Origin of the sequence: Ralstonia sp. 22086 (genome assembly GCF_052045975.1) — a bacterium.
GTDB classification, from domain to species: domain Bacteria; phylum Pseudomonadota; class Gammaproteobacteria; order Burkholderiales; family Burkholderiaceae; genus Ralstonia; species Ralstonia wenshanensis.
This window is the reverse complement of record NZ_JBQEPZ010000004.1, coordinates 117232-142969: the sequence shown is the minus strand read 5'-3', so window position 1 is coordinate 142969 and position 25738 is coordinate 117232. Positions and strand designations below refer to the sequence as shown.

At 65.4% G+C, this 25738-nt stretch carries 19 protein-coding genes; 11 read left to right on the top strand and 8 right to left on the bottom strand.

Translation table 11 applies throughout. The features are described from left to right. Positions 1-37: 37 nt before the first annotated feature. Positions 38-1456 (bottom strand): PLP-dependent aminotransferase family protein, encoded by a 1419-nt coding sequence (locus ACTJK6_RS17805; RefSeq protein WP_440839716.1) that lies wholly within the window; start codon positions 1454-1456, stop codon positions 38-40. A gap of 180 nt (positions 1457-1636) precedes the next feature. Here ACTJK6_RS17805 and ACTJK6_RS17800 point away from each other — a divergent pair, with 180 nt between their 5' ends. Further along, complete coding sequence (locus ACTJK6_RS17800) at positions 1637-3163, top strand: M20 family peptidase (protein ID WP_414562679.1); 1527 nt, start codon at positions 1637-1639, stop codon at positions 3161-3163. Between the two features lie 2 nt (positions 3164-3165). Here ACTJK6_RS17800 and ACTJK6_RS17795 read toward each other — a convergent pair whose 3' ends face one another. Next, positions 3166-4122: a TauD/TfdA dioxygenase family protein gene (locus ACTJK6_RS17795; protein WP_440839713.1), complete on the bottom strand. Its 957-nt coding sequence runs from the start codon at positions 4120-4122 to the stop codon at positions 3166-3168. A 253-nt stretch (positions 4123-4375) separates the two neighbouring features. Here ACTJK6_RS17795 and ACTJK6_RS17790 point away from each other — a divergent pair, with 253 nt between their 5' ends. Then, entirely contained in the window at positions 4376-4738 is a 363-nt protein-coding gene (locus tag ACTJK6_RS17790; RefSeq protein ID WP_045203446.1) for a DUF2917 domain-containing protein, read from the top strand. Between the two features lie 8 nt (positions 4739-4746). Here ACTJK6_RS17790 and ACTJK6_RS17785 read toward each other — a convergent pair whose 3' ends face one another. Together ACTJK6_RS17785 and ACTJK6_RS17780 are read right to left on the bottom strand one after the other, a co-directional pair. Continuing rightward, complete coding sequence (locus ACTJK6_RS17785) at positions 4747-6156, bottom strand: heavy metal sensor histidine kinase (protein ID WP_440839711.1); 1410 nt, start codon at positions 6154-6156, stop codon at positions 4747-4749. Further along, the gene (locus ACTJK6_RS17780; protein WP_232039092.1) at positions 6153-6827 is read right to left on the bottom strand and encodes a heavy metal response regulator transcription factor; all 675 of its coding nucleotides are present in this window, start codon (positions 6825-6827) and stop codon (positions 6153-6155) included. The genes ACTJK6_RS17785 and ACTJK6_RS17780 overlap by 4 nt, the downstream gene beginning before the upstream one ends. A 193-nt stretch (positions 6828-7020) precedes the next feature. Here ACTJK6_RS17780 and ACTJK6_RS17775 point away from each other — a divergent pair, with 193 nt between their 5' ends. Genes ACTJK6_RS17775 through ACTJK6_RS17760 form a run of 4 tightly spaced genes read left to right on the top strand, consistent with a single transcriptional unit; the run spans position 7021 to position 13051 of the window. Next, the gene (locus ACTJK6_RS17775) at positions 7021-7374 is read left to right on the top strand and encodes a hypothetical protein (protein WP_440839709.1); all 354 of its coding nucleotides are present in this window, start codon (positions 7021-7023) and stop codon (positions 7372-7374) included. Further along, entirely contained in the window at positions 7374-8645 is a 1272-nt protein-coding gene (locus ACTJK6_RS17770) for a TolC family protein (RefSeq protein ID WP_440839707.1), read from the top strand. The genes ACTJK6_RS17775 and ACTJK6_RS17770 overlap by 1 nt, the downstream gene beginning before the upstream one ends. 24 nt (positions 8646-8669) lie before the next feature. Continuing rightward, the gene (locus ACTJK6_RS17765) at positions 8670-9860 is read left to right on the top strand and encodes an efflux RND transporter periplasmic adaptor subunit (protein WP_440839705.1); all 1191 of its coding nucleotides are present in this window, start codon (positions 8670-8672) and stop codon (positions 9858-9860) included. Between the two features lie 11 nt (positions 9861-9871). Then, entirely contained in the window at positions 9872-13051 is a 3180-nt protein-coding gene (locus ACTJK6_RS17760) for an efflux RND transporter permease subunit (protein ID WP_440839703.1), read from the top strand. A 9-nt stretch (positions 13052-13060) separates the two neighbouring features. On the opposite strand, the gene ACTJK6_RS17755 is transcribed toward ACTJK6_RS17760, so the two are convergent. The 3 genes from ACTJK6_RS17755 to ACTJK6_RS17745 form a co-directional block, all read right to left on the bottom strand. Beyond that, positions 13061-13495 carry an HIT family protein gene (locus ACTJK6_RS17755; protein WP_092971142.1) on the bottom strand — a complete coding sequence of 145 codons (435 nt, stop codon included), beginning with the start codon at positions 13493-13495 and terminating at the stop codon, positions 13061-13063. 95 nt (positions 13496-13590) lie between these two features. Then, on the bottom strand, positions 13591-15036 hold the full coding sequence (locus ACTJK6_RS17750; RefSeq protein WP_433868248.1) for an MFS transporter: 1446 nt from the start codon (positions 15034-15036) through the stop codon (positions 13591-13593). A gap of 41 nt (positions 15037-15077) precedes the next feature. Beyond that, positions 15078-15743 (bottom strand): TetR/AcrR family transcriptional regulator, encoded by a 666-nt coding sequence (locus tag ACTJK6_RS17745; protein WP_414562658.1) that lies wholly within the window; start codon positions 15741-15743, stop codon positions 15078-15080. Between the two features lie 229 nt (positions 15744-15972). Between ACTJK6_RS17745 and ACTJK6_RS17740 the strand changes: the two genes are divergently transcribed. Then, a complete protein-coding gene (locus ACTJK6_RS17740) occupies positions 15973-17229 on the top strand; it encodes a branched-chain amino acid ABC transporter substrate-binding protein (RefSeq protein ID WP_440839700.1) in 1257 nt (418 codons plus the stop codon). A 32-nt stretch (positions 17230-17261) separates the two neighbouring features. Here ACTJK6_RS17740 and ACTJK6_RS17735 read toward each other — a convergent pair whose 3' ends face one another. Next, positions 17262-18194, bottom strand: a complete 933-nt coding sequence (locus tag ACTJK6_RS17735; protein WP_440839698.1) for a 2-hydroxyacid dehydrogenase — start codon at positions 18192-18194, stop codon at positions 17262-17264. 275 nt (positions 18195-18469) lie between these two features. Between ACTJK6_RS17735 and ACTJK6_RS17730 the strand changes: the two genes are divergently transcribed. From ACTJK6_RS17730 to ACTJK6_RS17715, 4 genes are all read left to right on the top strand, one after another. Further along, a complete protein-coding gene (locus tag ACTJK6_RS17730; RefSeq protein ID WP_232039101.1) occupies positions 18470-19174 on the top strand; it encodes a glycine zipper 2TM domain-containing protein in 705 nt (234 codons plus the stop codon). Positions 19175-19265: 91 nt separating this feature from the next. Further along, entirely contained in the window at positions 19266-21104 is a 1839-nt protein-coding gene (locus tag ACTJK6_RS17725; RefSeq protein ID WP_440839696.1) for a methyl-accepting chemotaxis protein, read from the top strand. A gap of 741 nt (positions 21105-21845) precedes the next feature. Continuing rightward, positions 21846-23957 carry a glycosyl transferase family protein gene (locus ACTJK6_RS17720; protein ID WP_232039103.1) on the top strand — a complete coding sequence of 704 codons (2112 nt, stop codon included), beginning with the start codon at positions 21846-21848 and terminating at the stop codon, positions 23955-23957. Further along, positions 23954-25687 (top strand): NfrA family protein, encoded by a 1734-nt coding sequence (locus ACTJK6_RS17715; RefSeq protein ID WP_440839694.1) that lies wholly within the window; start codon positions 23954-23956, stop codon positions 25685-25687. Before ACTJK6_RS17720 ends, ACTJK6_RS17715 begins: the two co-directional genes overlap by 4 nt. Positions 25688-25738 lie beyond the last annotated feature (51 nt).

Here is a 25738-nt window from a genome sequence, read left to right as displayed (position 1 = left end):
CGACAGCGCCGCAACGCGCGTGCCCGACCCCGAGGCTTCAGGCCCGCTTGCGCGAAGGCCGGCGCCCTGCCTCCTGCAGGAACCCCACCGCACGCGGCTCCGTTGCGTACGCGCTATTGATGCGCACCCATGGCGATACTTCCAGGTTCGGGCGAAAGTAGTGCCCCGGCGCCAGCGTCACACCGTGCTTTTCGGCAGTAGCCGCCAGATCGCGCGAGTCCTCCACATGCGGCACCCGCGCCCACAGGAAGTTGCCGCCCGACGGATGGTGAAACACCTCCCAGCCCGCATCCGCCAACACATCGAGCGACGCGATGACGGAGTCACCCGCGCGTTGGCGAAGCCGCTCCACATATTTGCGATAGGCGCCGCGCTCCAGCAGCGTGCTCACCACGGCCTCGGCAAAGCGCGAGCCGCCCACGCTGGTGAGCATCTTCACGTTGGTCAGGTCATGCACCAGTTCACGCTTGGCAATCAGGTAACCCACCGGCAGTGACGCCGACACCGTCTTGGAAAACCCGCCCACGTAGATCACATGGTCGAGCTGGTCCAGCGTCGCCAGCCGCGCGGTCGGATCGGCCTGCAGGTCGGCAAAGATGTCGTCTTCCAGAAAGGTGAAGCCGTGGCGACGCGCCAGCTCCAGCAGCCGAAACGCGACCGGCGGCGACACGACCGAGCCGGTGGGATTCTGCAGCACGCTGTTGATGAAGAACAGCTTGGGCCGGTGCTCGCGCAGCATCGCTTCGGTGACTTCCACGTCGGGCCCGTCGCTGCGGCGCGGAATGCCGACCAGCTTCACCCCGTGCAACCGCAGTAGGCCAAACACGGTGTAATAGCCCGGGTCTTCCACAAACACCGTGTCGCCGGGCTTGAGCAGGTGGCGCATCACCAAGTCGATCGCCTGGCTCGTGCCGGCGGTGATGAGCACATTGGGCTGGTCTGCCTGGATGCCGAGCTGGCGTGCTCGCATCATGACCTGATGACGCAGCGCGGTGTTGCCAAGCGGTGACGAATAGTCGATGACGGCGTGCGTGTCGGTGCGGGAGACCTGGCGGATGGCCTGCGTCAGGCCTTCCACATCGCGCCAGTCGGCCGGCACGAACCCGCCGCCGAGCTTGAGCATGCCGTCGGGGTAACTGAACTGCTCGAAGATGTGCTTGGACTCGGCCTCCGCCCGGCGCGGGTCCGACCAGCCGCGCCCGTCGCGCCCGGTGAGGTTGCTCTCCGCCACGTAGAAACCGGAGCCGTGCCGCGAGTCCAGCAGCCCCAGCGACACCAGCCGGTCATACGCCTCGATCACGGGGAAGCGGCTAATGCCGTAGTCCGCCGCCAGTTGCCGGATCGACGGCAGCTTGGCGCCGGGGCGCACGTCATTGCCGCCGATCCATGCCTGCACGCCGGCCACGATCTGGTCGGAGATGGGGACGCGGGTGGCGGGGTCGATCTGGAGTTTCATGGCGCGAACGGCTGTAGAGCGTGAAAGCTACGAGACAGTTGGCAAAGACTGTTCACAACTGTTCAGCGCATTGTAATCCTGGGAAACCCAGCCCCCGGGCAAGTGGCGAATGCACCGAGTTGCAGTGATACTTGCGTTCCTGGTTCAACAACTGCGCATACCGAAAGAGAGGGGAGACGAATGAAGGCTTCGTTCAAGCGACGTCATGGGATGGCAGGCCGCGTTGTCGGCCGCTTGTTGTTGGCGGTTGCCGTCGTCCTGCTGGCACTGGCGGCTGCCGTCGCCGTCAATACATGGCGGCACAGCTCGCGGCAGCTCGATGTGCCCGCCGTTACGCCGGTCGCCGTGGATGGCCCGACGGCTGCGGCTCACCTGGCGGAAGCCGTGCGCGCACGCACCGTGTCGAGCGCGACCGATGCGCAACTGAATGCCGACCAGTTCCGCCAGTTGCACGCCATGCTCGAGGCCCGTTATCCCAAGGCGCATGCCGTGCTGCAGCGTGAGCAAGTGGGCGACTTTGCGTTGCTCTACACCTGGAAGGGCTCCGACCCGTCGCTCAAGCCCATCATGCTGATGGCGCACCAGGACGTCGTGCCCATCGCCCCCGGTACGGAAGGCGACTGGGCCCAACCACCTTTTGACGGCGTGGTGAAAGACGGCATGGTCTGGGGCCGCGGCGCGTGGGACGACAAGGGCAACCTGATCTCGCAGATGGAAGCCATCGAGCTGCTGGCCGCCAGCGGTTTCAAGCCGCGCCGCACCATCCACCTGGCCTTTGGTGCCGACGAGGAAGTGGGCGGCGAGCGTGGTGCCAAGCAAATTGCCGCGCTGCTTAAATCGCGCGGCGAGCGTCTCGACTTCGTGATCGACGAAGGGCTGCTGATTACCGAGGGCGTGCTGCCGGGGCTCACCAAACCGGCGGCGCTGATTGGCGTGGCAGAGAAGGGCTTTCTCTCCGTACAGCTCAAGGTCGGGGCCACGCCGGGGCATTCGTCGATGCCGCCGCCGCACGGGCAGAGCGCCATCGCCATGATGAGCGCCACGCTCAAGCGGTTGGATGACGATCAATTGCCCGCCGGCATTCGCGGCGTTGCGCAGGAGATGTTTGCAACGCTGGCACCCGAGATGCAGGGGTTCAGCCGCGTGGCACTGTCGAACCTGTGGCTGTTCGGGCCGCTGGTGCAGAAGCAACTGGAAGCATCGGGCAGCTCCAACGCCATGCTGCGTACCACCACCGCGCTGACCATCGTGCAGGCCGGCAACAAAGACAACGTGTTGCCCGGCCGCGCCGAGGCCACGGTCAACTTCCGCCTGCTGCCCGGCGACACCATCGCCTCCGTCACCGCGCACGTGGAAGACGCCGCCAAGGCGGCCGCGCCCAAAGGCAAGTTCGAGCTGACCCGGCTGCCGGGTTCCAGCGAAGCGTCGCCGGTGTCGCCCACGCAGTCGGCGTCGTATCAGTTGATCAACAAGACGGTGCGCGAGCTGTTCCCGGGCACGGTCGTGGCGCCCGGGCTGATGATTGGGGCGACGGATTCGCGCCACATGATCGAAATTGCCGACCATGTGTATCGGTTCTCGCCGGTGCGCGCCAAGCCCGAAGACCTGCCGCGCTTTCACGGCACCAACGAGCGGATCACCGAGGCCAACCTGGTGGAGCTGATCCGGTTCTACCACCGGTTGGTGCAGCAGGCGGCCGGGGCTTGATGTCAGTGCGAGGCCGCCAGCAGCGTGTCGATGTGCGCGTCGTTGGTGGCTTCGGGGCGGCGCAGTTGCGTGCTGCGGCTGCCGTCCACTGAGATGGCCGTGTCGCCATGCACGGTCACGCGGCGTACCAGGCGCGGCTGGTTGCCGTAATCGTTGATGGCGTAGTGCTGCGTGGCGCGGTTGTCCCAGATGGCGACGTCGTGCTGGCGCCATTGCCATCGCACGGTGTTGTCCAGCCGCGTCACGCGGTTCTGCAGCAGTTCGAACAGCCGCGTCGATTCGCTGCCCGACAGCCCGGTGAAGCGTTTGACGAAGTGCCCGAGCAGCAGGGCGCGTTCGCTGGTCTCCGGGTGCACGTGCACCACGGGGTGCGAGGCTTCATACACCGAGGCGGTAAACACATCGCGATGATGCCGCAGGCGTGCGCTATCGATTTGAGTGCGCTCGGCGCCGTAGTCGTAATCGTTGGTGTGCACGGCCCAGAACTGCTCGGCAAGCTGTTTGAGCGGGTCGGGCAACTGTTCATAGGCGCGGGCGGTGTTGGCCCAGACCGTGTCGCCGCCGAAAGCCGGAATCGTCACCGCGCGCAGGATCGACACCTTCGGAAACGCATCGAGAAACGTCACGTCGGTATGCCACGAGTCTGCACGGCCGCCACCCTTTGACGCGTCGAGTTCAAACAGTTGCGTGCCGGTAGGCGCCGGCACGGTCGGGTGGGCGACGATGCGGCCAAAGCGTTTGCCGAAGGCCTGGTGCCGGTCATCGTCCAGATGCTGCTGGTCGCGAAAGAACAACACCTTGTACTTGAGCAGCGCCGCATACAGGCTCGCGAACGTGTCTTCTGCCAACTCCGCGCCGAGCTTGAGGTCGAGCACCTCCCCGCCGATATGTCCGGCCACCCGGCGTACGCGCAGGGTGCCGAACGTGGTGTCGATGGCGGCGTTGTGATCGTCTGGCATGGCGGCTCCGGCAAAAGATGGCGATGGACCATGCTAATGAGCCCGCGCCCCGCCGAGAACGAACGGTTTGACATATCCAAATGCAGTTCTGTCGGTCATGCCGATGAACTGTTCGTGAAAGATGCTGAACAGTTCAGCCAAACTGTTCGCAACTGTTCATGTCATCGGTTTGATCTGCCGCGCAAGATGGAACCGTGCCGATCCGCAGTCCCCATAAAAATCCACCACGAACCCCGGCACAGGAGTCTCAATCATGCGCGAAATCAGAATCTTCGAACTGGACCGGCCGGGCGTGCCGGTGAGCTGGCGGTCGGCACGGGCCCAAACCATCGCCGCACAAGCCGGGCTGTTGTGGGTCACGCAAGAGCATCAGCGGCAGGACATCTGGCTCAAGCCAGGCCAGTCGATCGACGTGCCGGCGGGCGTGCGCTTCTGGCTCTCCGGTGAGCCGGTCGACGGTACGCCGGCGCGCTTTGCCGTGACCGAAGATATCAACGCCCCGCGCCGCCTGCTGCGTTTTATCGGCTTGCTGGTGGTGGCTGCGTATCGGCAGATTCTGCGTGACGACGGGCAGGATGCCGCGCGTACGCCGTCGGCACAGCGGATCGGCACCTAAGCCTTGCGTCAAGCCGGAAACACGAGCCGGAATTCGGTCCGCCCACCCGGCGGGCTGCTGGCGTGCACGCTACCGCCGTGCAGGTCCATGATGGTCTTGACGATGGCCAGTCCCAACCCGGTGGACTGGCTCGATTGCGCCCCGGATTGCGCGCGCGCGGGGTCGCCCCGGTAGAACCGCTCGAATAGCAGCGGCAGGGCCGCAGCCGGAATGCCCGTTCCAGGGTTGCGCACGGCGATTGCGATCCCCTGCGGCGCTGCCGCGATCGTCACGTCGATGCGCTCGCCGGTAGGGGTGTGACGCAGCGCGTTGTCGAGCAGGTTGTTGATCGCCCGGCGCAGCAACGTGGCGTCTGCGTGCAGCCGCGCATCACCGTGCACATCGATGGCGATATCACGATCGGCGGCCACCGCCTCGAAGTAGTCGACCAGCACCTGCACCTCGTGCCGCGCATCCAGCGGCGCGATGGACAGCGCCACGCGTGCATGGTCGGCGCGCGCCAGGAACAGCATGTCTTCGATCATGTGCGACAGGCGCGCGTATTCCTCCAGGTTGGATTCGAGCACGCTGCGGTATTCCTCGACCGTGCGCGGGTGTGCGAGTGTGACTTCCGTCTGGCCCACCAGATTGGCCAGCGGCGTGCGGAAGTCATGCGCCAGGTCCGCAGAGAACTGCGACAGCCGCGCAAAGCCGTCCTGCAGGCGCGTGAGCATGGCGTTGAGCGATGCCAGCAGGTCCGCCAATTCGCGCGGCGCGCCCTGCAGCGTGAGACGCGTGTCGAGCTGGCTCGGCACCACGGCCGCGGCCTGATTGCCGATGCGTGCCAAACCGCGCAGCGTGCCCCGCACGAGCAGCAGGCTCAGCAGTGCCACCGCGGCCACGCCGCCAAGCACGGCAAACACGATGTGGCGCTGATACTGGGTCAGCAACGCTGCACGGCTGTCGCCATCCTGCGCCACCAGCACGACGACTTTTGCGGTGTTCTGCCCCAGCCATGCCTCCGCGGCCACGGCGCGTGATGCCATGCCAGTCATCGACGTCCAAGTCTGTACGGAAGACTCCGACGGCGGCACCGCAGCCGCAACCACGTGCGGCATCTTCACCTGTTCCCCCTCGGGGTTCACCTCCACCAGGGTGCGGCCTTCGGGCGTGGCAATGCGCAGGATCAGCCCATCGTGGCCCGACACCACATCGGTATAGCGGTGCGCGGTGCGCGCCAGATCGTCGGCGTTGAGCGCCTCACTGGCCAGGTGGCGCAGTTGCGTGATCTTGCCGAGCAGCATTGCATCGTCAGCCACGCGCAGTTGCGCGTTGAGTGCGAAGTACAGATACGTGCCGGCTGCCGTGAGCGTGACCGACGCCACCACCACAAACGCCAGCACGAGCCGGCCGGCAAGGGATGCAGGCCAGCGCATCAACGGCCCACCGCGTCCAGCACGTAGCCCATGCCGCGCAAGGTGTGGATCAGCTTGTGCTCGAACGGATCGTCCACCTTGGCGCGCAGACGCCGGATCGACACATCCACCACGTTGGTGTTGCTGTCGAAGTTCACGTCCCACACCTGCGAGGCGATCAGCGAGCGCGAGAGGACCTCGCCCGCGCGGCGCGCCAGCAGATGCAGCAGCGCGTATTCCTTGGCGGTCAGGTCGATGCGCTGGCCTGCGCGTGTCACGCGGCGCTTGATCGTGTCGATCGTCAGGTCGGCAATTTCGAGGATCTCGCTTTCACGCAGCGGGCCGCGCCGCAGGATGGTGCGCACGCGCGCCACCAGCTCGGCAAAGGCGAAGGGTTTGACGAGGTAGTCGTCCGCGCCCAGCTCCAGGCCCTTCAGGCGGTCGGCCAGTTCATCGCGCGCGGTCAGGCACAGCACCGGCGTGCTCTTGCGGCGGCGCAGTTCCTGCAGCACCTGCCAGCCGTCCATGCCGGGCAGCATGACGTCGAGCACGATCAGGTCGTAGTCATGCTCCATGGCCTGGAACAGGCCATCGGGGCCTGTGCGGGCGAGGTCGGCCACAAAGCCGGATTCCGTCAGGCCCTTGAGCAGGTAATCGCCCGCTTTGGGCTCGTCTTCAACAATGAGCAGTCGCATGATGAAAAATGGCGCGCGCTTGATGCATCCGCCAGTGCCGCCACGATATGCCAAAACCCCCGACGGGGGCACAAAGATGACAAGTTTGTCATCTTCGAGTCATGCCCGCGTGGTGCACCGCTCCCTAGACTGGCCCCACTGACATCGCCCCCCTTCCTGTTTGCTGATGTCAGGCCTTTTGAAGGAGATTCTCATGGCGATTCGATTCCAACGTGTGCTGTCCCTGGCGGCTCTGGCCGCAATGCTGGCAACCGGCACCGCCGTTGCCGCGCAAGACAACCAGTCTGCCTGCTGCGCTCCGCAGATCAAGTCGATGGCCGCGCCGCTGGCCAAGGCCGGCGCGCGTGACCCGTACACCGATGGCGCCAAGTCCGGTACCCGCGACCCCTACACCGACGGCGGCAAAACCGGCGCCCGCGATCCTTACACGGACGGTGCAGCACAAACGGCGCTCGAGGCCCGCGTTGGCGCCCGCGATCCTTACACCGATGGCGGCTTGAGCAGCCCGCGCAGCCCGGATCCGTACACCGACGGCGCGATTGCGTAATGCGTTGTTTCCAGACCGCCGGGGCGGCTCTCATCTGCCTTTTGGCTGCCCCGTTGGCCACCGCAGCGGTGCCGGACCCCGTCGCTCCGGTGGCCCTTTCTATGCCAGGCGGGCCTGCGGCTGCGTCATCCGAACGCGTGACGCTGCAGCAAGCCGTTGAACGCGCGGTGCAGTCGCATCCGGCGCTGGCCGCTGCCGGGTATGAGGTGGCCGCCAGCGAGGGCGCACTCGACCAGGCCCGCCGGCTGCGCAATCCCGACGCCGCCTTCACGACAGAAGACGTCCGGCGCGACCGCGCCACGATGACGGCGCAACTGAATATCCCGTTGGAACTGGGCGGCAAGCGTGGTGCCCGCACGCGCGCCGCACAAATCACCCGGGACGCCACGGCGCAAGATGCCGCCGTGCTGCAGGCCGAGTTGCGTGCGGATGTCACGCGCGCGTTCTTCGACCTGGTGATCGCGCAGGAGCGCCTGGCGCTCGCGCAGGCGTCGGATGCGTTGGCCGCTCAGGCCGAATCCGCGGCCGCGCGGCGCGTGCAAGCGGGGAAAGTCTCGCCGGTGGAGCAGACCAAGGCTGGCGTGGCCCGCGCCAGTGCTGCCATCGAACTGCGTGACGCGAATGCCGAACTGTTGGTCGCTCAACGTGCATTGGCGGCCTTCTGGGGCACGCCTTCTGCCGCGCCTGAAGCCGACGGAAGCGCGGAGACGCTGCCCGTCGTGCCGCCCGAAGCGCGCCAAGCCACCGGTGCACTGGAAAATACGCCCCGTGCCGTCCGTGCCCGTCTGGAGATCGACCGCCGCCAGGCACTTGCCAACGTGGAGCGCAGCAAACGCGTGCCCGACGTGACGCTCACGGTGGGCGCCAAGCGCGACAGCGCCGCGAACAACAACATGGCGGTGCTCGGCATTGCCGTGCCTTTGCCGCTGTTTGATCGCAACCAGGGCAGCCAGCTCGAAGCACAGCGGTTGGCCGACAAGGCCTTTGAAGACTACCGCGCCCTGCAGCTTGAACAGAACGCCACGCTCGCGCAGGACGTGGCACGGCTCGACGCAGCGCGCGCCGCCGTGCAGTCGCTGCGGCAAGACGTGTTGCCAGGTGCGCAGCGCGCGTATGACGCCGCACGCATCGGCTTTGATGCGGGCAAGTTCAATTTTCTCGATGTGCTGGACGCCCAGCGCACGCTGTTCCAGGCGCGCGCGCAATACCTGGCCGCGCTGTCGCGCGCGCATCAGGCGGCCGCCGGTATCGATCGCATCCTCGGCCGGTAATGCGGCCGCTCTCTTTCCGCTGACATGACACTTCCACCGCAACAACGGCGCGCCATCGCGCTCATCGTCGTGCTTGGCGCGCTGGCCGCTGCCGGGCTCTGGTTCGGTACGGGCGCGCGCCAGGCTGCGACGCCCGAGGCCGAGGCGGCACCTGCACCCGCCACCACCGAGCAGCCTGACGCACCGCACGCCGAAACGCTTGCCATGACGGCTGAAGCCATCGCCAATGCGAAGATCGGCGTGGAAAGCGCAGGCGCCGCCGAGCTGCGAACGGAGGTTGTCCTGCCCGGTGAAATTCGCCTGAACGAAGACCGCACCGCCCACGTGGTCCCCCGTGTGGCGGGCGTGGCGGAGAAGGTGGCGGTGGAGCTTGGCCAACCGGTGGCGCGCGGCCAACTGCTGGCCGTGCTGTCCAGCCCCGCGCTGTCGGATCAACGCAGCGAACTGCAGGCGGCCCAGCAACGCCTTGCGCTCGCGCAGGAAACACACGCACGCGAAAAGCGCCTGTGGGAGCAGGGCATCGCTGCCGAACAGGATTACCAGCAGGCGCGTACATCACTGCAGGAAGCGCGCATTGCCGCGGACAACGCCCGCCAGAAGCTGACAGCCATTGGTGCCGCGCCGGCGGGCTCGGCGTTGAATCGCTTCGAGCTGCGTGCGCCGTTTGATGGCGTGGTGGTTGCCAAGCACTTGTCGCAGGGCGAAGCAGTGCAGGCGGAAACAGCCGTCTTTACGGTGGCGGACCTGCGCACCGTCTGGGCCGATTTCTCTGTCACCGCCAAGGATCTGGAGGCGGTCACCGCCAACGCGTCGGCCACTGTGCGTGCCACGGCCACCGGTACCGCCGTGCAAGGCAAGGTCGCTTACGTTGGCGCATTGCTTGGCGAGCAGACCCGCACCGCGCCCGCCCGCGTCACGCTCGACAACCCTAAGCTCGCATGGCGCCCGGGCATGTTCGTCAACGTGTCCGTTGAATCGGGGCGCGTGCAGGTGCCCGTGGCTGTGCGCGCCGATGCCGTGCAGACCGTCGATGACAAGCCGTCGGTGTTCGTGCCCGTGCCGACCGGCTTCGAGGTGCGCCCCGTCAAGACAGGCCGCACTGACGGCAGTTGGACGGAAATCCTGGAGGGCCTTCCCGCCGGCACGCGCTACGCTGCGGCCAACAGCTACGTGCTGAAGGCCGAAGCCGGCAAGTCCGCTGACCACGGCCACTGAAAGGAGGCGCCATGTTTGAACGCCTCTTGCGCACCGTCATCGCGCAGCGCTGGCTGGTGTTGATGGCCGTGCTGGCGGCCGCCGCGTTTGGCGCGTACAGCTATACGCGCCTGTCGATCGACGCGGTGCCCGACATCACCAACGTGCAGGTGCAGATCAACACGCCGGCACCGGGCTATTCGCCGCTGGAAACCGAACAGCGCATCACGTATGCGCTGGAAACCGCCATGGCCGGCTTACCGAAGCTGGAGCAGACGCGCTCGCTCTCGCGCTACGGCCTGTCGCAGGTGACGGTGATCTTCAAGGAAGGCACCGACATCTACTTCGCGCGCCAGTTGGTGAGCGAACGCCTGCAGGCCGCAAAGGAACAGTTGCCCGATGGTATTTCGCCAAGCATGGGGCCCGTCTCCACGGGCCTGGGCGAAATCTACCTGTGGACCGTGGAGGCCGACGCCAACGCGCGCAAGCCCGACGGCACCGCCTACACCCCCGCAGATTTGCGCGAGTTGCAGGACTGGGTGATCCGCCCGCAGATCCGCAACGTGCCGGGCGTGACGGAGGTCAACACCATCGGCGGCTTTGCAAAGGAATTCCTGGTGGCAACAAGCCCGGAACGCCTGGCTTCGTACAAGCTCACACTGGCCGATGTGGTGGCCGCGCTGGAGCGCAACAACGCCAACATCGGCGCCGGCTATATCGAACGCAAGGGCGAGCAATACCTCGTGCGCGCGCCCGGCCAGCTGCGTGACGCGGCCGACATCGGCAACGTGGTGCTTGCCAGCCCGAACGGCACGCCGGTGCGCTTGCGTGACGTCGCCACCATCGAAAGCGGCAGCGAGTTGCGCACGGGCGCCGCCACCAGCAATGGGCGCGAGGTGGTGCTCGGCACGGCATTCCTGTTGATGGGTGAGAACAGCCGCACGGTTTCGCAGGCCGTGGACAAGCGCATGCAGGAGATCCGCAAGACGCTGCCGCCGGGCATTCGGGTGGAGTCGGTGTACGACCGCACGGTACTCGTCGACAAGGCCATCGCCACGGTCAAGAAGAACCTGCTGGAAGGCGCCATTTTGGTGATGGCGGTGCTGTTTCTCTTCCTGGGCAACCTGCGTGCAGCCGTGCTGACCGCGCTGGTGATTCCCCTGTCGATGCTGATGACGTTCAGCGGCATGGTGTCGGCCAAGGTGAGCGCCAATCTGATGAGTCTGGGCGCGCTGGACTTCGGCATCATCGTCGACGGTGCCGTGGTGATCGTCGAGAACTGCGTGCGGCGCCTTGCGCATGCGCAGGAGGCACGTGGTCGACCGCTCACGCGCGCCGAGCGTTTCGACGAGGTATTTGAAGCCGCCCGCGAGGCACGCCGCCCGTTGCTGTATGGCCAGCTCATCATCATGGTGGTGTACCTGCCGATCTTTGCGCTCTCGGGTGTGGAAGGGAAGATGTTTCACCCGATGGCGATCACGGTGGTGCTGGCGCTGGCTGCGGCCATGATCCTCTCCATCACGTTTGTGCCCGCTGCCGTGGCGTTGTTCATTGGCGAACGCGTGGCCGAGAAGGAGAACCGCCTGATGGGCTGGGCGCGCCGTGTGTATGCGCCGCTGCTCGAACGCGTGCTGGCCGCACCCGCCGTGGTGTTGACGTTTGCCGCGGTAGCCGTGTCGGTCTCGCTGGTGGCTGCCACGCGCCTGGGCGCAGAGTTCGTGCCCAACCTGAACGAAGGCGATCTTTCCATTCAGGCCATGCGCGTGCCGGGCACGGGCCTGGCGCAATCGCTGGACATGCAGATGCAGATCGAGCGCGCGCTCAAGGCTAAGTTTCCCGAGATCGAGCGTGTATTCGCGCGCACAGGCACCGCAGAAGTCGCGACCGACGTGATGCCGCCCAGCATCTCCGACGGCTACATCATGCTCAAGCCCGAGCGCGACTGGCCGGCCGGCGCCGATGGCAAACGCCGCAACCGGGATCAGTTGCTCGCCGACATTCGTGCCACGGTGGAAGCACTGCCCGGCAATGCGTACGAGTTCTCGCAGCCGATTCAGCTGCGCTTCAACGAGCTGATCTCGGGCGTGCGCAGCGACGTGGCTGTCAAGCTTTTCGGCGATGACATGGGCGTGCTTGAGGCGCAGGCCAGGATCATTGCCGCGCAGCTCGGCAAGCTGGCCGGCGCCACCGAGGTGAAGATCGAACAGACCGGCGGACTGCCTTTCCTGAACGTCGACATTGATCGCGACAAGGCTGCACGCTACGGCCTCTCCATCGGTGCGATCCAGGACACGGTGTCCGCGGCCATCGGCGGTAAGGATGCGGGCACGGTATTCCAGGGCGACCGTCGTTTCGGCATCGTCGTGCGCCTGCCGGAAACCGCACGCAGTGATCCGGCAGCACTGGGCCGCCTGCCGCTGGCGTTGCCCAACGGGCAGGGTTACGTGCCACTGGCGGATGTGGCCACGCTCAACGAAATCACGGGCCCCAACCAGGTCAGCCGCGAAGACGGCAAGCGCCGCATCGTCGTCAGCGCAAATGTGCGTGGGCGCGACATCGCCTCGTTTGTGGAGGAAGCGCAGGCGGTGCTCGATGCGCAGGTGCGTCTGCCGGCCGGTTACTGGATGGCGTGGGGCGGGCAGTTCGAGCAGTTGCAGTCGGCTACCGAACGCCTGCAGATCGTGGTGCCGCTGGCGCTGGCCATGGTGCTCACGCTGCTGTTCATGATGTTCGGCAACCTGAAGGACGGTTTGCTGGTGTTCTCCGGTATTCCGTTCGCGCTGTCGGGCGCCATTCTGGCGCTGGCGTTGCGCGGTATTCCGCTGTCGATTTCAGCGGCGGTGGGCTTCATCGCGCTGTCGGGCGTGGCGGTGCTCAACGGGCTGGTGATGCTGAGCTTTATCCGCGGCCTGCGAGAGAACGGCAAGTCGGTCGACGAGGCCGTGCGTGAGGGCGCCCTCACACGCTTGCGCCCGGTGTTGATGACCGCGCTGGTGGCGTCGCTCGGCTTCGTGCCGATGGCGCTGGCAACCGGTACGGGCGCGGAAGTGCAGCGTCCGCTGGCCACGGTGGTGATCGGAGGGATTCTGTCGTCGACGGCGCTAACGCTGCTGGTGTTGCCGGTGCTGTATCGGCTGGCTTATCGACGGGAGGGCGGACGAGAAGGCGCCACGGCGCAGGCGGATTCGGCAGTGCCGTCCGCTGCGCCGTGACGGGGGCGCTTATTCCGCTTGCAGTGCGGCGATGATCTTCTCGGCGTGGGCCTTGAGCTTGTCGCTGTCGGCCTGCACGCGGGCGTGGGGTTGCAGCGGCGTATCGCTGTAGCGCGGCAGCACGTGAAAGTGCACATGCGGCACCGTCTGCCCGGCAGCGCTGCCGTTGAGCTGGAAGACCGCGATGCCCGGCGGCGTGAACGCAGCGCGCACGGCGCGCGCCAGCTTGCGCGTGGTGCGGATGGCGGCCGATGCAGCATCATCCGACAGGTCGAACAGCTCTGCCGCGCCTTCCTTGGGCAGCACCAGCACGTGGCCGTCGGCCTGCGGCATGATGTCCATGAAAGCGATGGTGTGGTCGTCTTCGTACACCTTGATGCACGGCAGCTCGCCGCGCAGGATCTTGGCGAAAATGTTCTGGTTGTCGTAAGTCGCGTCAGGCATGGGTGTCTCCAGTAAGCGGGAAATGCACGGGAAAGCGCTGCGCGAAAGTATATAGGCGACCGGCGGGGACGCGCGTGGCGCCGGTTTGGCGCAGATCAAGCCGGGCTGTCGTCCACCGACAGCGGCGCAGCCACGTGTTCCAGGGGTTTGCGTTCGGCCGCCGTCCCCCAGCAAGCCTGCACAACGGCAGCCAGCAGCATCAGCACGGCACCGAATGCGTAGCCGCCGAACACGGCGCCGCGCGAGTGCGTATCGATCAGCCAGCCGAACAGCGCGGGCCCGGCCACGCCGCCAAGCCCCGTGCCCACGGCATAGAACAGCGCAATGGCCAGCGCGCGCACCTCAAGCGGAAAGGTTTCGCTCACTGTCAGATATGCCGAGCTGGCAGCGGCCGATGCAAAGAAGAACACCACGGTCCACGCGATGGTCTGCGTGGTGCCATCAAGCACACCGGCCTTGAACAGCGCGCCGCTTGCCAGCAACAGCACGCCGCTGATTGCGTAGGTCGCTGCAATCATCGTGCGCCGGCCCACCACGTCAAACAATCGCCCGAGCAGCAGCGGCCCGAGAAAATTGCCCAGTGCGAACGGCAGCAGGTACGTGCCGACCTTCGTTGCGGGCACGTCATAAAAATCCGTCAGCACCAGCGCGTAGGTGAAGAAAATCGCGTTGTAGAAAAACGCCTGTGCCGCCATCAGCGCGAGGCCCACCAGCGCGCGTTGCCGGTGCAGCATGAACAGCACGCGTGCGACTTCCATCAAGCGTGGATGGCCGCGGCGGCGCATGCGCAATGCAGGCAGCGGCGCGGTATCGAAGCGATGGCCGCGTGCGGCAATTTCGCTTTCGATGTCCTGCACGATGGTCTGTGCTTCTTCGTGCCGGCCGCGCGTGATGAGCCAGCGCGGGCTTTCCGGAATCCAGAAACGCATCACCAGGATGATGAGCCCCAGCAGGGCGCCAATGAAGAAGCACAGCCGCCAGCCGGTATCGATGCTCATGTGCGCCGGATCCAGCAGCCACAACGATGCACCTGCGCCCAACGCGGCACCGATCCAGAACGTGCCGTTGATGGCGAGGTCAGTCCAGCCGCGCACGCGTGCCGGCGTTAGCTCCTGGATGGTCGAGTTGATGGCCGCGTATTCACCGCCGATGCCTGCGCCTGTGAGCACCCGAAACACGACCAGGCTGGCAAAGCTCCATGAGAACGCCGTAGCCAGCGTGGCCAGGATGTAGACGCCCAACGTGATGAAGAACAGCTTGCGACGGCCGAGTCGGTCCGTCATCCAGCCGAACAGCAGCGCCCCGAATACCGCCCCGACCAGGTATGCGCTGCTGGCAATGCCGACCTGCGCGTTGGTGAGATGTAGGGCAGGGCTTTGCTTGAGTGCGCCCGCCACAGCACCGGCCAGTGTCACCTCCAGGCCGTCGAGCAGCCACGTAATGCCCAGCGCAATGACCACGCGCGTGTGAAAGCGGCTCCACGGCAGGCGATCGAGCCGGCTGGGAAGGTCGGATGTGTGAAAGGCTGGCGATTCGGGCATCGCGGCGCACTCGGAGGGGAATGCGCCCCATGCAGCACGAATTATTCCTGCGACGGGGCGGACGAACCTTCAGAGGGTGCACCCGCGAGCAGCGTGTCTTCAAAGAAGCGGCGGCGCGCGTCCTTGTCGGGCTTGCTGCCCTGGTGCCAGAGCGTGGCCTCCGATAGCTGGTAGGCGTAGAGCATGAAGGCGCGCGTCTTGGCGTCCTTGCGCGCAAAGCCGATCGCCTGGAAATGCTGGACGTAGTAGTCCATGCGATGCTCGTCCACCGCTTCGACGGCTTCTTGCGCCATCGGGTCGCGCCGCGCCCAGGCACGGATGGCGAATTCGATCATGGCTGTGCGGCGGGCGCTGCGTCCGCGAAACGGCAGCGCGAGCAGATCGCGCACCAGGCCCTGCACCGACGGGTTTTGCCGCTCCAGCTTGGGGCCCACGCGCGTGCGCTCGCTCCAGTCCTGCAATACCTGGTGCAGCAGATCGTCGCGGTTCTTGAAGTGCCAGTAGAAGCTGCCGCGCGTCACGTCCAGCTGCTTGGCAAGCACGTCCACGCGCACGGCATCGATGCTCTTTGTCACAAGCAGATCGGTAGCGGCGCGCACCCAGTCGTCAGGCGTGAGCTGTGTACGCGGCGCGGCGGGGGAGGCGGAATCGGCATCGACTTCGACGGCTTCGTCGCGTTCGTCGATCTGCAGGGATGGCTTTGGCATGAAGGCGGATTCTAGCCCCGCTGGCGGGGCTGTCCAGCGCTTAAATCGTGCTGAGGCCCCCAGGTTTGCGCGGGTTGACACGGCAACAAACGCCCTCCTACCATGCACATACGTTTGTGTATGGAAGGATCGAGCTACCGCAAGCCTTGGTTTGCGGCTTAGTGTAAGAACCATGCTCGACGATGCCTTCTGCACGGCGTCAAACGATAAGACATCAGGAGACATTTGCATGAAGGCATTCCGACTCGCGCTGTGCGCGGCGGCAGCAGTTAGCACATTCGCAGGCGCATTTTGCCCGGGCACCGTCCACGCCGAGACCGTCAAGATCGCGTGGATCGATCCGCTGTCCGGGCTGATGGGCGCGCTGGGCCAGAACCAGCTGCGCAGCTGGCAATACGCGGCTGATCTGGCCAACCAGCAGAACTGGAGCGGCAACGGCACCAAATTTGAAGTCGTCGGCTTTGACAACAAGGTGTCGCCGCAAGAGAGCCTGACGATCCTCAAGCAGATCACCGACCAGGGCATCCGTTACGTTGCCCAGGGCGACGGTTCCAGCGTGGGCATGGCGCTGCAGGACGCCATCGCCAAGTACAACGACCGCAACCCGGGCAAGGAGATCATCTATCTCAACTACGCCGCGGTCGACCCGGACATGACCAACAGCAAGTGCAACTACTGGCACTTCCGCCTGGACGCCAACTCCGACATGAAGATGGAGGCCCTGACGAGCTATCTCGCCAAGGACCAGAACATCAAGAAGGTCTACCTGCTGAACCAGAACTACTCGTTCGGCCACCAGGTGGCGCGTGCAGCCAAGGAATACCTCAAGCGCAAGCGTCCGGACATCCAGGTGGTGGGTGAAGATCTGCACCCGCTTGCGCAGGTGAAGGACTTTTCGCCGTATGTCGCGAAGATTCGTGCGTCCGGCGCCGATACCGTCATCACCGGCAACTGGGGGAGCGATCTGGCGCTGCTGATCCGCGCATCGAAAGATGCGGGCCTGACCACCAATTTCTATACGTACTATGCCGGCACAACCGGTGTGCCCACGGCGATGGGCGCCTCAGGCGCGGATCGCGTGAAGGTCATCAGCTACTTTGCCCCGAACGACGGCAACGCCAAGACGAGCGCCGTGCTCGACGGCTTCAAGAAGAAGTACAACGACGACTTCTTTAATGCCGATGTCTACACCGGCATCGCCTTCCTGGCCAAGGCCATCAAGACCAGCGGTTCGGCCGAGCCGGCCAAGGTGGCCAAGGTGATGGAAGGCATGACGGTCGATGGCCTCAATGGTCCGATCGAAATGCGCAAGACCGATCACCAGGCGCAGCAGACGCTGTACGTGACCACCTGGGTAAAGGCCGACGGCAAGAAGATCAAGTACGACCAGGAAAACACCGGCTACGGCTGGCGTACCGACGTCACGCTGGAACCGCACCTCGCGGCCCAGCCGACGTCGTGCCAGATGAAGCGTCCGGCGTCGTAACCGCGTGATCGTGGTGTCCCCGGGTCAGTTCATTAGACCGGGGACACCACGCCTGTGCCCGCCAGATGTCCGCGGGCGTTCTCCAGAAAGCGATCTACCGTGGCCTGCACCGATTCCGGCGACCAGCCGGCAATGTGCGGCGTCAGAACGACCTGCTCCAGGTCAAGCAGTCCGGCTGGCGGCTTGGGCTCGCTCTCATACACATCCAGCCCCGCGCCACCCAGCTTGCCTGCGCGGATGGCCGCTTCCAGCGCCGCCGTATCCACCACGCTGCCGCGCGCAATGTTGACCACGTAGCCGTTGGGGCCCAGCGCTTCCAGGATCGGCTGGTTGACGAGGTGCTTGGTCTGCGCACCGCCTGGCGTGGCAACGATCAGGAAGTCAGCCCACTCGGCCATGTCCTTGAGCGCATCGAAGTAGCGGTACGACACGCCGTCGCGTGGCTTGCGGTTGTGATAGCCGATCTGCATGTCGAAGCCGGCAGCGCGGCGCGCGATCTGCATGCCGATGGTGCCGAGACCTACGATGCCCAGGCGCTTGCCGCATACGCCGGGCTGCAGCGGAATGTCGTCGCGCCAGACGCCGTTGCGTGTGGACCGGTCCAGCTTGGGAATGCCGCGCACGGTGGCCAGCAGCAAGCCAAAGGCGTGGTCGGCCACGCAGGCGTCGTTGGTGCCGGCGCCGTTGGCCACCACCACGCCGCGGGCGCGGGCGGCCTCTACATCGATGTTCTCGTAGCCAGCGCCCAGCGCGCAGGCGAGCTCCAGCTTGGGCATCGCGGCGATCTCTGCACCGGTCAGGCCCGTCGAGCCATTGGTCAGCACGATGCGGACGTTTTTCCCCTCGCGCGCGATGGCGGCATCGCGTTCGGCGCGGGTGGGTGCATGGATGACGTGAAAATATTCAGCGATCTGCGCCACGTTATCGGGCGTCATCGCAATGAGGAGCAGCAGGGTCGGTTGCATGGTCAGGAGAGAAGGCGGACCGCATCAATGGGGGCGAGACCCCGATCGGCAAGGAGGTGCGTCGCACGGCGCCTGGCGATGATAGCGCGCGCCCCCAGCGCCTTGCCCAAAGCCACGGCGGCGATGCGGTTACACCCCGTTACCGATGAGCAGGTTTGGTTGCACGGGTTTGCAGGGCTGCGGCATAGACTTTGCGGCAAGAGGCGCATGGCCGCAGGCCGCAGAACAGACTGCAGGTCCGGCGCAGACGCCTCGTTCACAAGACGGGAATCATCATGCGAGCAACGAACAAGTCGGACCGTGCAGGGCGCGCAGCGCGTTGGGTGACAGCAGCCACATTGGCTGCCGTGGCAGCCGGGCTGACAGGCTGCGTGACAGCACCTGCGTACCCCGGTTATGGAGCGGGCTATGGGGCGGGTTATGCCGCGGGCAGTAATGCTTATGGCAACAGCGTCGGCCCGGCCACTTACAGCAGCGGCTATACCAGCGGGTACGACAACACGTACAACAATGGCTACGGTACGAACGCGCCGCAGCCGTATCCACAGCAGCCGGCGCCGACCTATTCGCAGCCACAGCCGGCTTACTCGCAGCCGAACTATTCGCCGTATCCGAGCAACGGCGATCCGTCTTACCAAGCACCGGCGGATAACCGCTACGGCGTTGTCGAATACGTCGAAGCGGTGCCCGTGCGGGGCCAGTCGAGCGGCGTGGGTGCCGTGCTCGGCGGCGTGGTGGGCGGCTTGCTTGGCCACCAGGTTGGCGGCGGGCGCGGCAACACCGTGGCCACCATCGGCGGTGCGGTGGCGGGCGCCATGGCGGGCAACGCCGTGGAAGGCAACACGGTGGTCGGCCAGACCTACCGCGTGACCATGCGGCTGAACGACAACTCGCGCGTGACGCTCACGCAGAACAACCCGAACGGCCTGCGCGTGGGGGATCGCGCCCGCATCGAAAACAACATGGCAGTGCCGTACTAGCCACATCCTGCATGGGATGTGCCCGCGCCGGGCTTCAGAAACGGCGCGGGCCGACCGATATAGCGGAGGCGATAACCCCGCGGTGATTCCCATGCTCAATCGACTTTCCATCCGTTTCCGTCTCAACGCAGCGCTGACGCTGCTCGCCTTGCTGCTCACGATTACGGGCACCATTGGCGTGATCGGGATGCGCGCCTCCGACGCAAATATCAACGAGATCTACTCCAATCAGCTCGCTTCGGCATCGCTGATGGGCAAGGCGCAGCTGAATGCCGCGATCGTGCGTACGACGCTTGATCGGGCGGTCTTCCATCCGGATGCGGCCGACGTGCCGGCCATCATCGAGAAGGCCAACGCTTACCGCGCCAAGTCGGAAGGCGCGTGGAAGCAATACAAGGCGCTGCCCATGACCGCGGAGGAAGCGCGCCTGGCCGCGGACGTTGAAGCCAAACGCGCCGCGTTGTTCCGCGACGGCATCGAGCCCCTGATGAGCGCACTGCGCGCGCACGATGCCGCTGCCGCAGACAAGGTGGTCATGACCGTCATCCCGCCGCAGTTTGTGGCGCTGTCTGCGGCCGTTGACGTGCTGGATCGCAGCCAGGCTGAGCAGGCCAAGACAGCCTACGAAGGCGCGGTCGCCCGCTCGCACGCATTCCTGATGCTGATCGTCGGCGCCATCGTGGTGGGTATTGCCGCAGCGCTGGGCTGCGCATTTGGCCTGCACCGTGCGATCTCGGTGCCGCTCTCAAAGATGCTGGGCCACTTCAGCGCGATCTCGCAGGGCAACCTGACCGAGCGCATCACCGTCAGCAGCAAGGACGAAATGGGTGCGCTCACGCAAGGTCTTATCGACATGCAGCACGGCCTGATCCGCACCATCGTGACGATGCGCGGCGGCAGCGAATCCATCGCCAGCGCCACCAAGCAGATTGCGGCCGGCAACATGGACCTGTCTCAGCGCACCGAAGAGCAGGCTTCGTCGCTGGAAGAGACGGCGTCGAGCATGGAAGAGCTGACGAGCATCGTGCGTCAGAACGCCGACAACGCTCGCCAGGCCAGCCAACTCGCGGGCAACGCATCGGACATCGCCGTCAAGGGCGGTGAGGTGGTAGGCCGCGTGATCGAGACGATGTCGGGCATCAACGACAGCAGCAAGAAGATCGCAGACATCATCGGCGTGATCGAAGGCATCGCGTTCCAGACGAACATTCTGGCATTGAATGCGGCGGTGGAAGCCGCGCGCGCGGGCGAGCAGGGCCGTGGGTTTGCGGTGGTGGCGGGCGAGGTGCGCAGCCTGGCGCAGCGCTCGGCCACGGCAGCCAAGGAGATCAAGGAGTTGATCAGCGATTCAGTGGGCCGTGTCGAGAACGGCTCGACGCTGGTGACCGAAGCCGGGGCGGTGATTGACGAAGTGGTGGTGGCAGTCAAGCGCGTGACCGACATCATGGGCGAGATCAGCTCTGCATCGGACGAGCAAAGCGCCGGTATCGAGCAAGTCAACCAGGCCGTCACGCAGATGGACGAGGTGACCCAGCAGAACGCCGCGCTGGTAGAAGAGGCTGCTGCTGCTGCGCAATCGCTGGAAGAGCAGGCTGGCGTGCTGCGCGAGGCGGTGGCATCGTTCCGCCTGCCTGCAGCGGGTGTGCACGCTGAACCCGTGCTGGTGCCCGTGGTTGCAAAGGCGGCGCCTGCCGCGTCGGCTGCGTCGAATACATCGGCCGTGCCCAGCCCGGTCGCTAAACCGGCGGCACGCAAACCTGCCGTGGCGACGGTGCGTTCGGCCAGCAAGCGCGCCGCTGCGCGGGTCAAGCCGGCTGCTGTGCCGGCTCAGAGCGTGAAGGTAGCGCCTGCCATGGCAGCCGACCCCAAGCCTGGCAAGCTTGCCTTGGCTGCGGCCTCCAACGATGCCGACGACTGGGAACAGTTCTGACGCAGAAGTCGACGCGTTCATCTCAACAAGCCGCGCCCCGAGCGCGGCTTTGTGTTTCAGCGCTGTAACGGATTTGCGGAATTGCTTGGGCCGATGTTGTCGGCCTGGATTGCGATTCGCGCGACAACGTAGCGCGCGCCTAGGCAGCCTGCGTGGTCGGCATGCCTGCGGTGTGAGATCCCCCTGGCGGATCCTTTATGCACAAGGCTTTGCGAGCCGCGTCCCGTTGCGCGCCGACGTGCATGCGGCAACATGCGAACCGTGCCGGTCTGGCGGGCGCTGTGCTCGCCTAACCCAAACACCCTGCACCTGACCGCTCTGCGCCTCCGTCATTCGTAGGGAGGCCTTGTCCGCTGCCCGGACGAATGTCCCAGCTCATTTGATGGCGTTGCATGCCGTGGCGTTGATCTTGCCACCCTTGCCGCCCGCGTCTTGCGTTCACGCATGCAACAACCTGGCGTATCCGGCACGTGTCCGAAGACGTCTGTGGTGCGCTGCACCGCATAACCGTGCGCTTTGGTGGGCGTTGGTATGGTCCTCGCGTTCTCCCTCGCCGGAAGCAGGCTAGAGGGCGACGCATCAACCCGGTCGACAGTAGGTGAACGGGTCGGATGCCACGGCGCAAAGCGGTTGCGCCGCAAGTCGAAAAGACCTTGGGGGAAGCATGAGCGCCGCAGCGCAAGGCGGAAGGTACGCCGGACACTGGCAACGCGCCCGTCGGGTGGGAGCAGGGGAGCAGCCATGAGCGATCTGCCATGGGAGCTTTACCTGGCGTTGCTCAACACCTTGACGGTGGCGACCACACTCGTCATCTTCATCAGCACCGCCGACGATTTTTTCCTGGACGCCTTTTACTGGGTGCGGGAACTGTGGCTGTGGCCGCAGCGTGGGCGCACGCCGGTCACGATCTCGGCGCAATCGTTGCGCGAGCGCGAAGAGCAATGGCTCGCGATCATGGTGCCGGCGTGGAAGGAGTACGACGTCATCGCCAAGATGGTCGAGAACACCCTGGCGACGATGGAGTACACGCGCTTCATCATCTTTGCTGGTGCGTACCGCAACGATGCGGAAACCACCACTGAAGTCGAGCGCATGGTGCGCCGCTATCCGGGCCGTGTGGTGCGCGCAGCCGTCACGCACGATGGCCCGACGTGCAAGGCCGACTGCCTGAACACCATCATCCAGACCATCATCCGGCACGAGGCAGGCCACGGCATCCGCTTTGCGGGCGTGATCATGCACGACTGCGAAGACGTGATCCACCCGCTGGAGCTGAAGTACTTCAACTACTTCATCCGCGATCAGGATCTCGTGCAGTTGCCGGTGCTATCGCTTGAGCGCAAGTGGTACGAGTGGGTGGCCGGTACGTACATGGATGATTTTTCCGAGACGCACCAGAAAGACCTGGTGGCGCGCCAGGCACTGACCGGCACGGTGCCCGGGGCCGGTGTTGCGCTGTGCTACAGCCGCCGTGCCATAGAAGCGGTGATGAAGGTGCGCGGTGATTCTCCGTTCAACACCAGCACGCTCACCGAAGACTACGACTTCAGCTTCCGGCTGCGCGAACTCGGCATGCGTGAAGCGTTCGTGCATTTCCCGATCTGCGAGAACGCAGAGCCGACTGAAGACGCTCAGGGCAAGACAAGAACACGCTGGCGTTTTGGGCGGCGCAAGGGCGCCCGCCCGCAACTGCTGGCCACGCGTGAGTACTTTCCGAGCACGTTCCGCACGGCGTACCGCCAGCGCGCACGCTGGGTGCTCGGCATTGCGTTCCAGGGCTGGTTGCAGATGGGCTGGAACGGCAACCTCATCACCCGCTACATGTTCTTCCGGGACCGCAAGGGCGTGCTGACGGCGCTGTTCTCGATCCTGGCCTATGTGTTGTCGCTGAACTATCTGGCGCTGGCCGCGCTTTCCGCCAAAGGTGTGATGACCATTCCGGATGGCACGTTCGTGGTCGGCAGCATCTGGATGCAGGATCTGCTGGCCGTCAACGCCGCGTTGCTCTTCAACCGGCTGGCGCAGCGCGTGTACTTTGTCGGGCGGCTCAACGGCCCGCTGCAGGGTGTGCTGTGTCTGCCCAGGCTGGTGGTGAACAACTTCATCAACTTCTTCTCGGTATGCCGGGCGTGGAAGATCTTCCTGATCTACTGCCTGACCGGCAAGCCCATCGCCTGGGACAAGACGCAGCACACGTACCTGTCGAACGACGCGCTGGGCCGCACGCGCTGCAAGCTGGGCGAGACGCTCGTCAAGTGGGAAGTGCTCACGCAGGAGCAGCTGGATGCCGCACTTGCTATCCAGCGCCAGACCGGGCGCCGGCTCGGGCAAGTGCTGATCGAGCAGGGGCTGGTCACGCCCGACACGCTGGCCGATGCGCTGGCCGAGCAGGTCGACCTGCCGCGCGTGAGCCTGACCAACGTCGTGCTCGGTGCGCTGGCCGATTGCCTGCCGCGTGACCTGGCTGTGCGGCATCACGTGGTGCCGTTCTCGATTGGCGAAGACGGTTCGCTCAACATCGCCGTGTCGGAGTTGCCCAACGGCGAAGTGCTGGAAGAGTTGGCCCGTGCGGCCGGTCGCAAGGTCGCGTGCTTCATGGCGTGCGATCACGAAATGTCGGCCGAGCTGGCGCAGATGGCTGATCCCAACCGCCGTACCACGGTCGTGTTCGGCCCGGCGGCGCATTCGGCCATGCTGGCCATTGAATCCATGACGGGCGCCGGCCCAGAAGCTGTAGCCGGCACGGCACCCGCACCCGAGGCTTCCACCATCCCCCCGATTCCTGTGCCGCCGGACCTGCCCCCTGGGCCCGACCCGCGGCCGAACCCATCTGTTGCGGGAGGTGTGGCATGACACACGAGAGAGCCAACCTTTTAAACGTGCGCCGTCTGCGCTGGCCGATTGCCGCGGCAGTCTGGGCGCTGTGTCATGGCGTATCGCTGGCAGAGCAGCCCGCGCCGTTGCAGCCCGATGCCTACTTTCGCGCCGACCGCGCCTATCACGCCATCGATGCCAACAAGCTTGACGATGCCGAAGCCGCCACGCGTGCGGCATTGGCCGTGCAGCCTGACAGCCTGCAACTGAACCTGCTGCTGCTGGATGTGCTCACGCGCAAGGGCCAGTTGGATTCGGCACGTGCGCAGGCCGATGCGCTGCTGCGGAAGTATCCCGACGAGCCACGCGTATACGCGCAGCACGGGTTCCTCGCGCAGAAGGCCAACGACCCCGCTGTCGCTGAACAGGACTTTGCGCACGCTGTACAAGGCACCGACTGGACTGCACAGGAGCAGCGCAACCTGCATCTGGCCTGGTCGGACAGCGCGTATTCCGCAAAGCATCCGCAGGCCGCGCTGGATGCGCTCAGCGGCATGAAGGACGACCCCGATGCTGACGTGCAAGTGCGCCTCGCGCAGTCACGCCTGCAATTGGGCGACCGGGATGGCGCAACCCAGGCGGCCACGCTGGCCGTCGAGCACGCTGCGGATCCGGCGCGCCAGCGCTACGCCAAGGCGCTGCTTGCCCAGGCGATGGCGCCGGAAGCGCAGGGCGACGCCACGTCCGCCAATGACCCGCGCGTGGTCGGCCAGCGCGAGTTGAACGAGGCCTACAGCCACTTGCGTGCGCGTGACGATCGCGCTGCATTGGCAGCGTTCCAGCGTGGCTTCGCTACGGGCGAGGGCACCTGGACACACTACGCAGATGCCGCCTACGCAGCCAAGCGCCTGGGCGACAACCCGACCGCCATCAAGCTCTTCCGGGAAAGCCTTGACCATGCCGATGCCGATGCCAAGAGCGACACCGGTGGCAACGGCGACGACCGCCTCCAGCCAGACCGCCGCTTCGGCTACCGGCGCGAAGTCGAGCAGATGCAGCGCACCTTCGGCATGGTGCTCTCGGGTGCGTATCAGACTTCAGCGTTTGGGCTGCCCAACACCGTCAGCGCAGCGCAGGCGGGCGCGGAGGTGTACTGGCAGCCGCCGGGCATCGGTTATCGAGACGGCAGCATCTTCCAGCTCTTCGCGCGTGGCTACGACAGCGTGTACGACCGCAACGGCAACACCGGCCTGCCAACCGCGCAGGGTTCGGTGGGCGCACGCTACAAGCCGATCAAGGACATCAACCTGGTGTTCACCGCCGAACGGCTCTTTCGCATCGGGCAACTGACCACCAACGACACGCTGCTGCGCATTGGATTTTCGACCGATCAGGGGCTCGATCTGCAGGTCACCAAGCCGCGCTGGCAGACGTGGCAGGTGTACGGCGAGGGCGCGTACTTCCTCAACCAGGGCCGCATGATCATCAGCACTGAAATGCGCTACGGACACACGTGGTTGCTCAACTCGATCAGCGATCGCCTGACGGTGTATCCGCATATCGTGCTGGCGGGCGATCACGACAACAAGGCGATCGGGCAGCGGCTTGCGCTGGGTGTTGGCCCAGGCATCAACTTCCGCTACTGGTTTCGGGAGTCGCACTACGCAGCGCCAGCCAGTTGGCTGGATTTGACCGTGCAGTACCGCTTGCCATTGACGCACGCGGATCGAGCAAAGGGGGTGGTCGCGCGAGCCATTCTTTGGTTCTAAGGCAACACCGTATTCAAGCAGACCCCAGTCAGAGGTGTCGCAGATGAAACG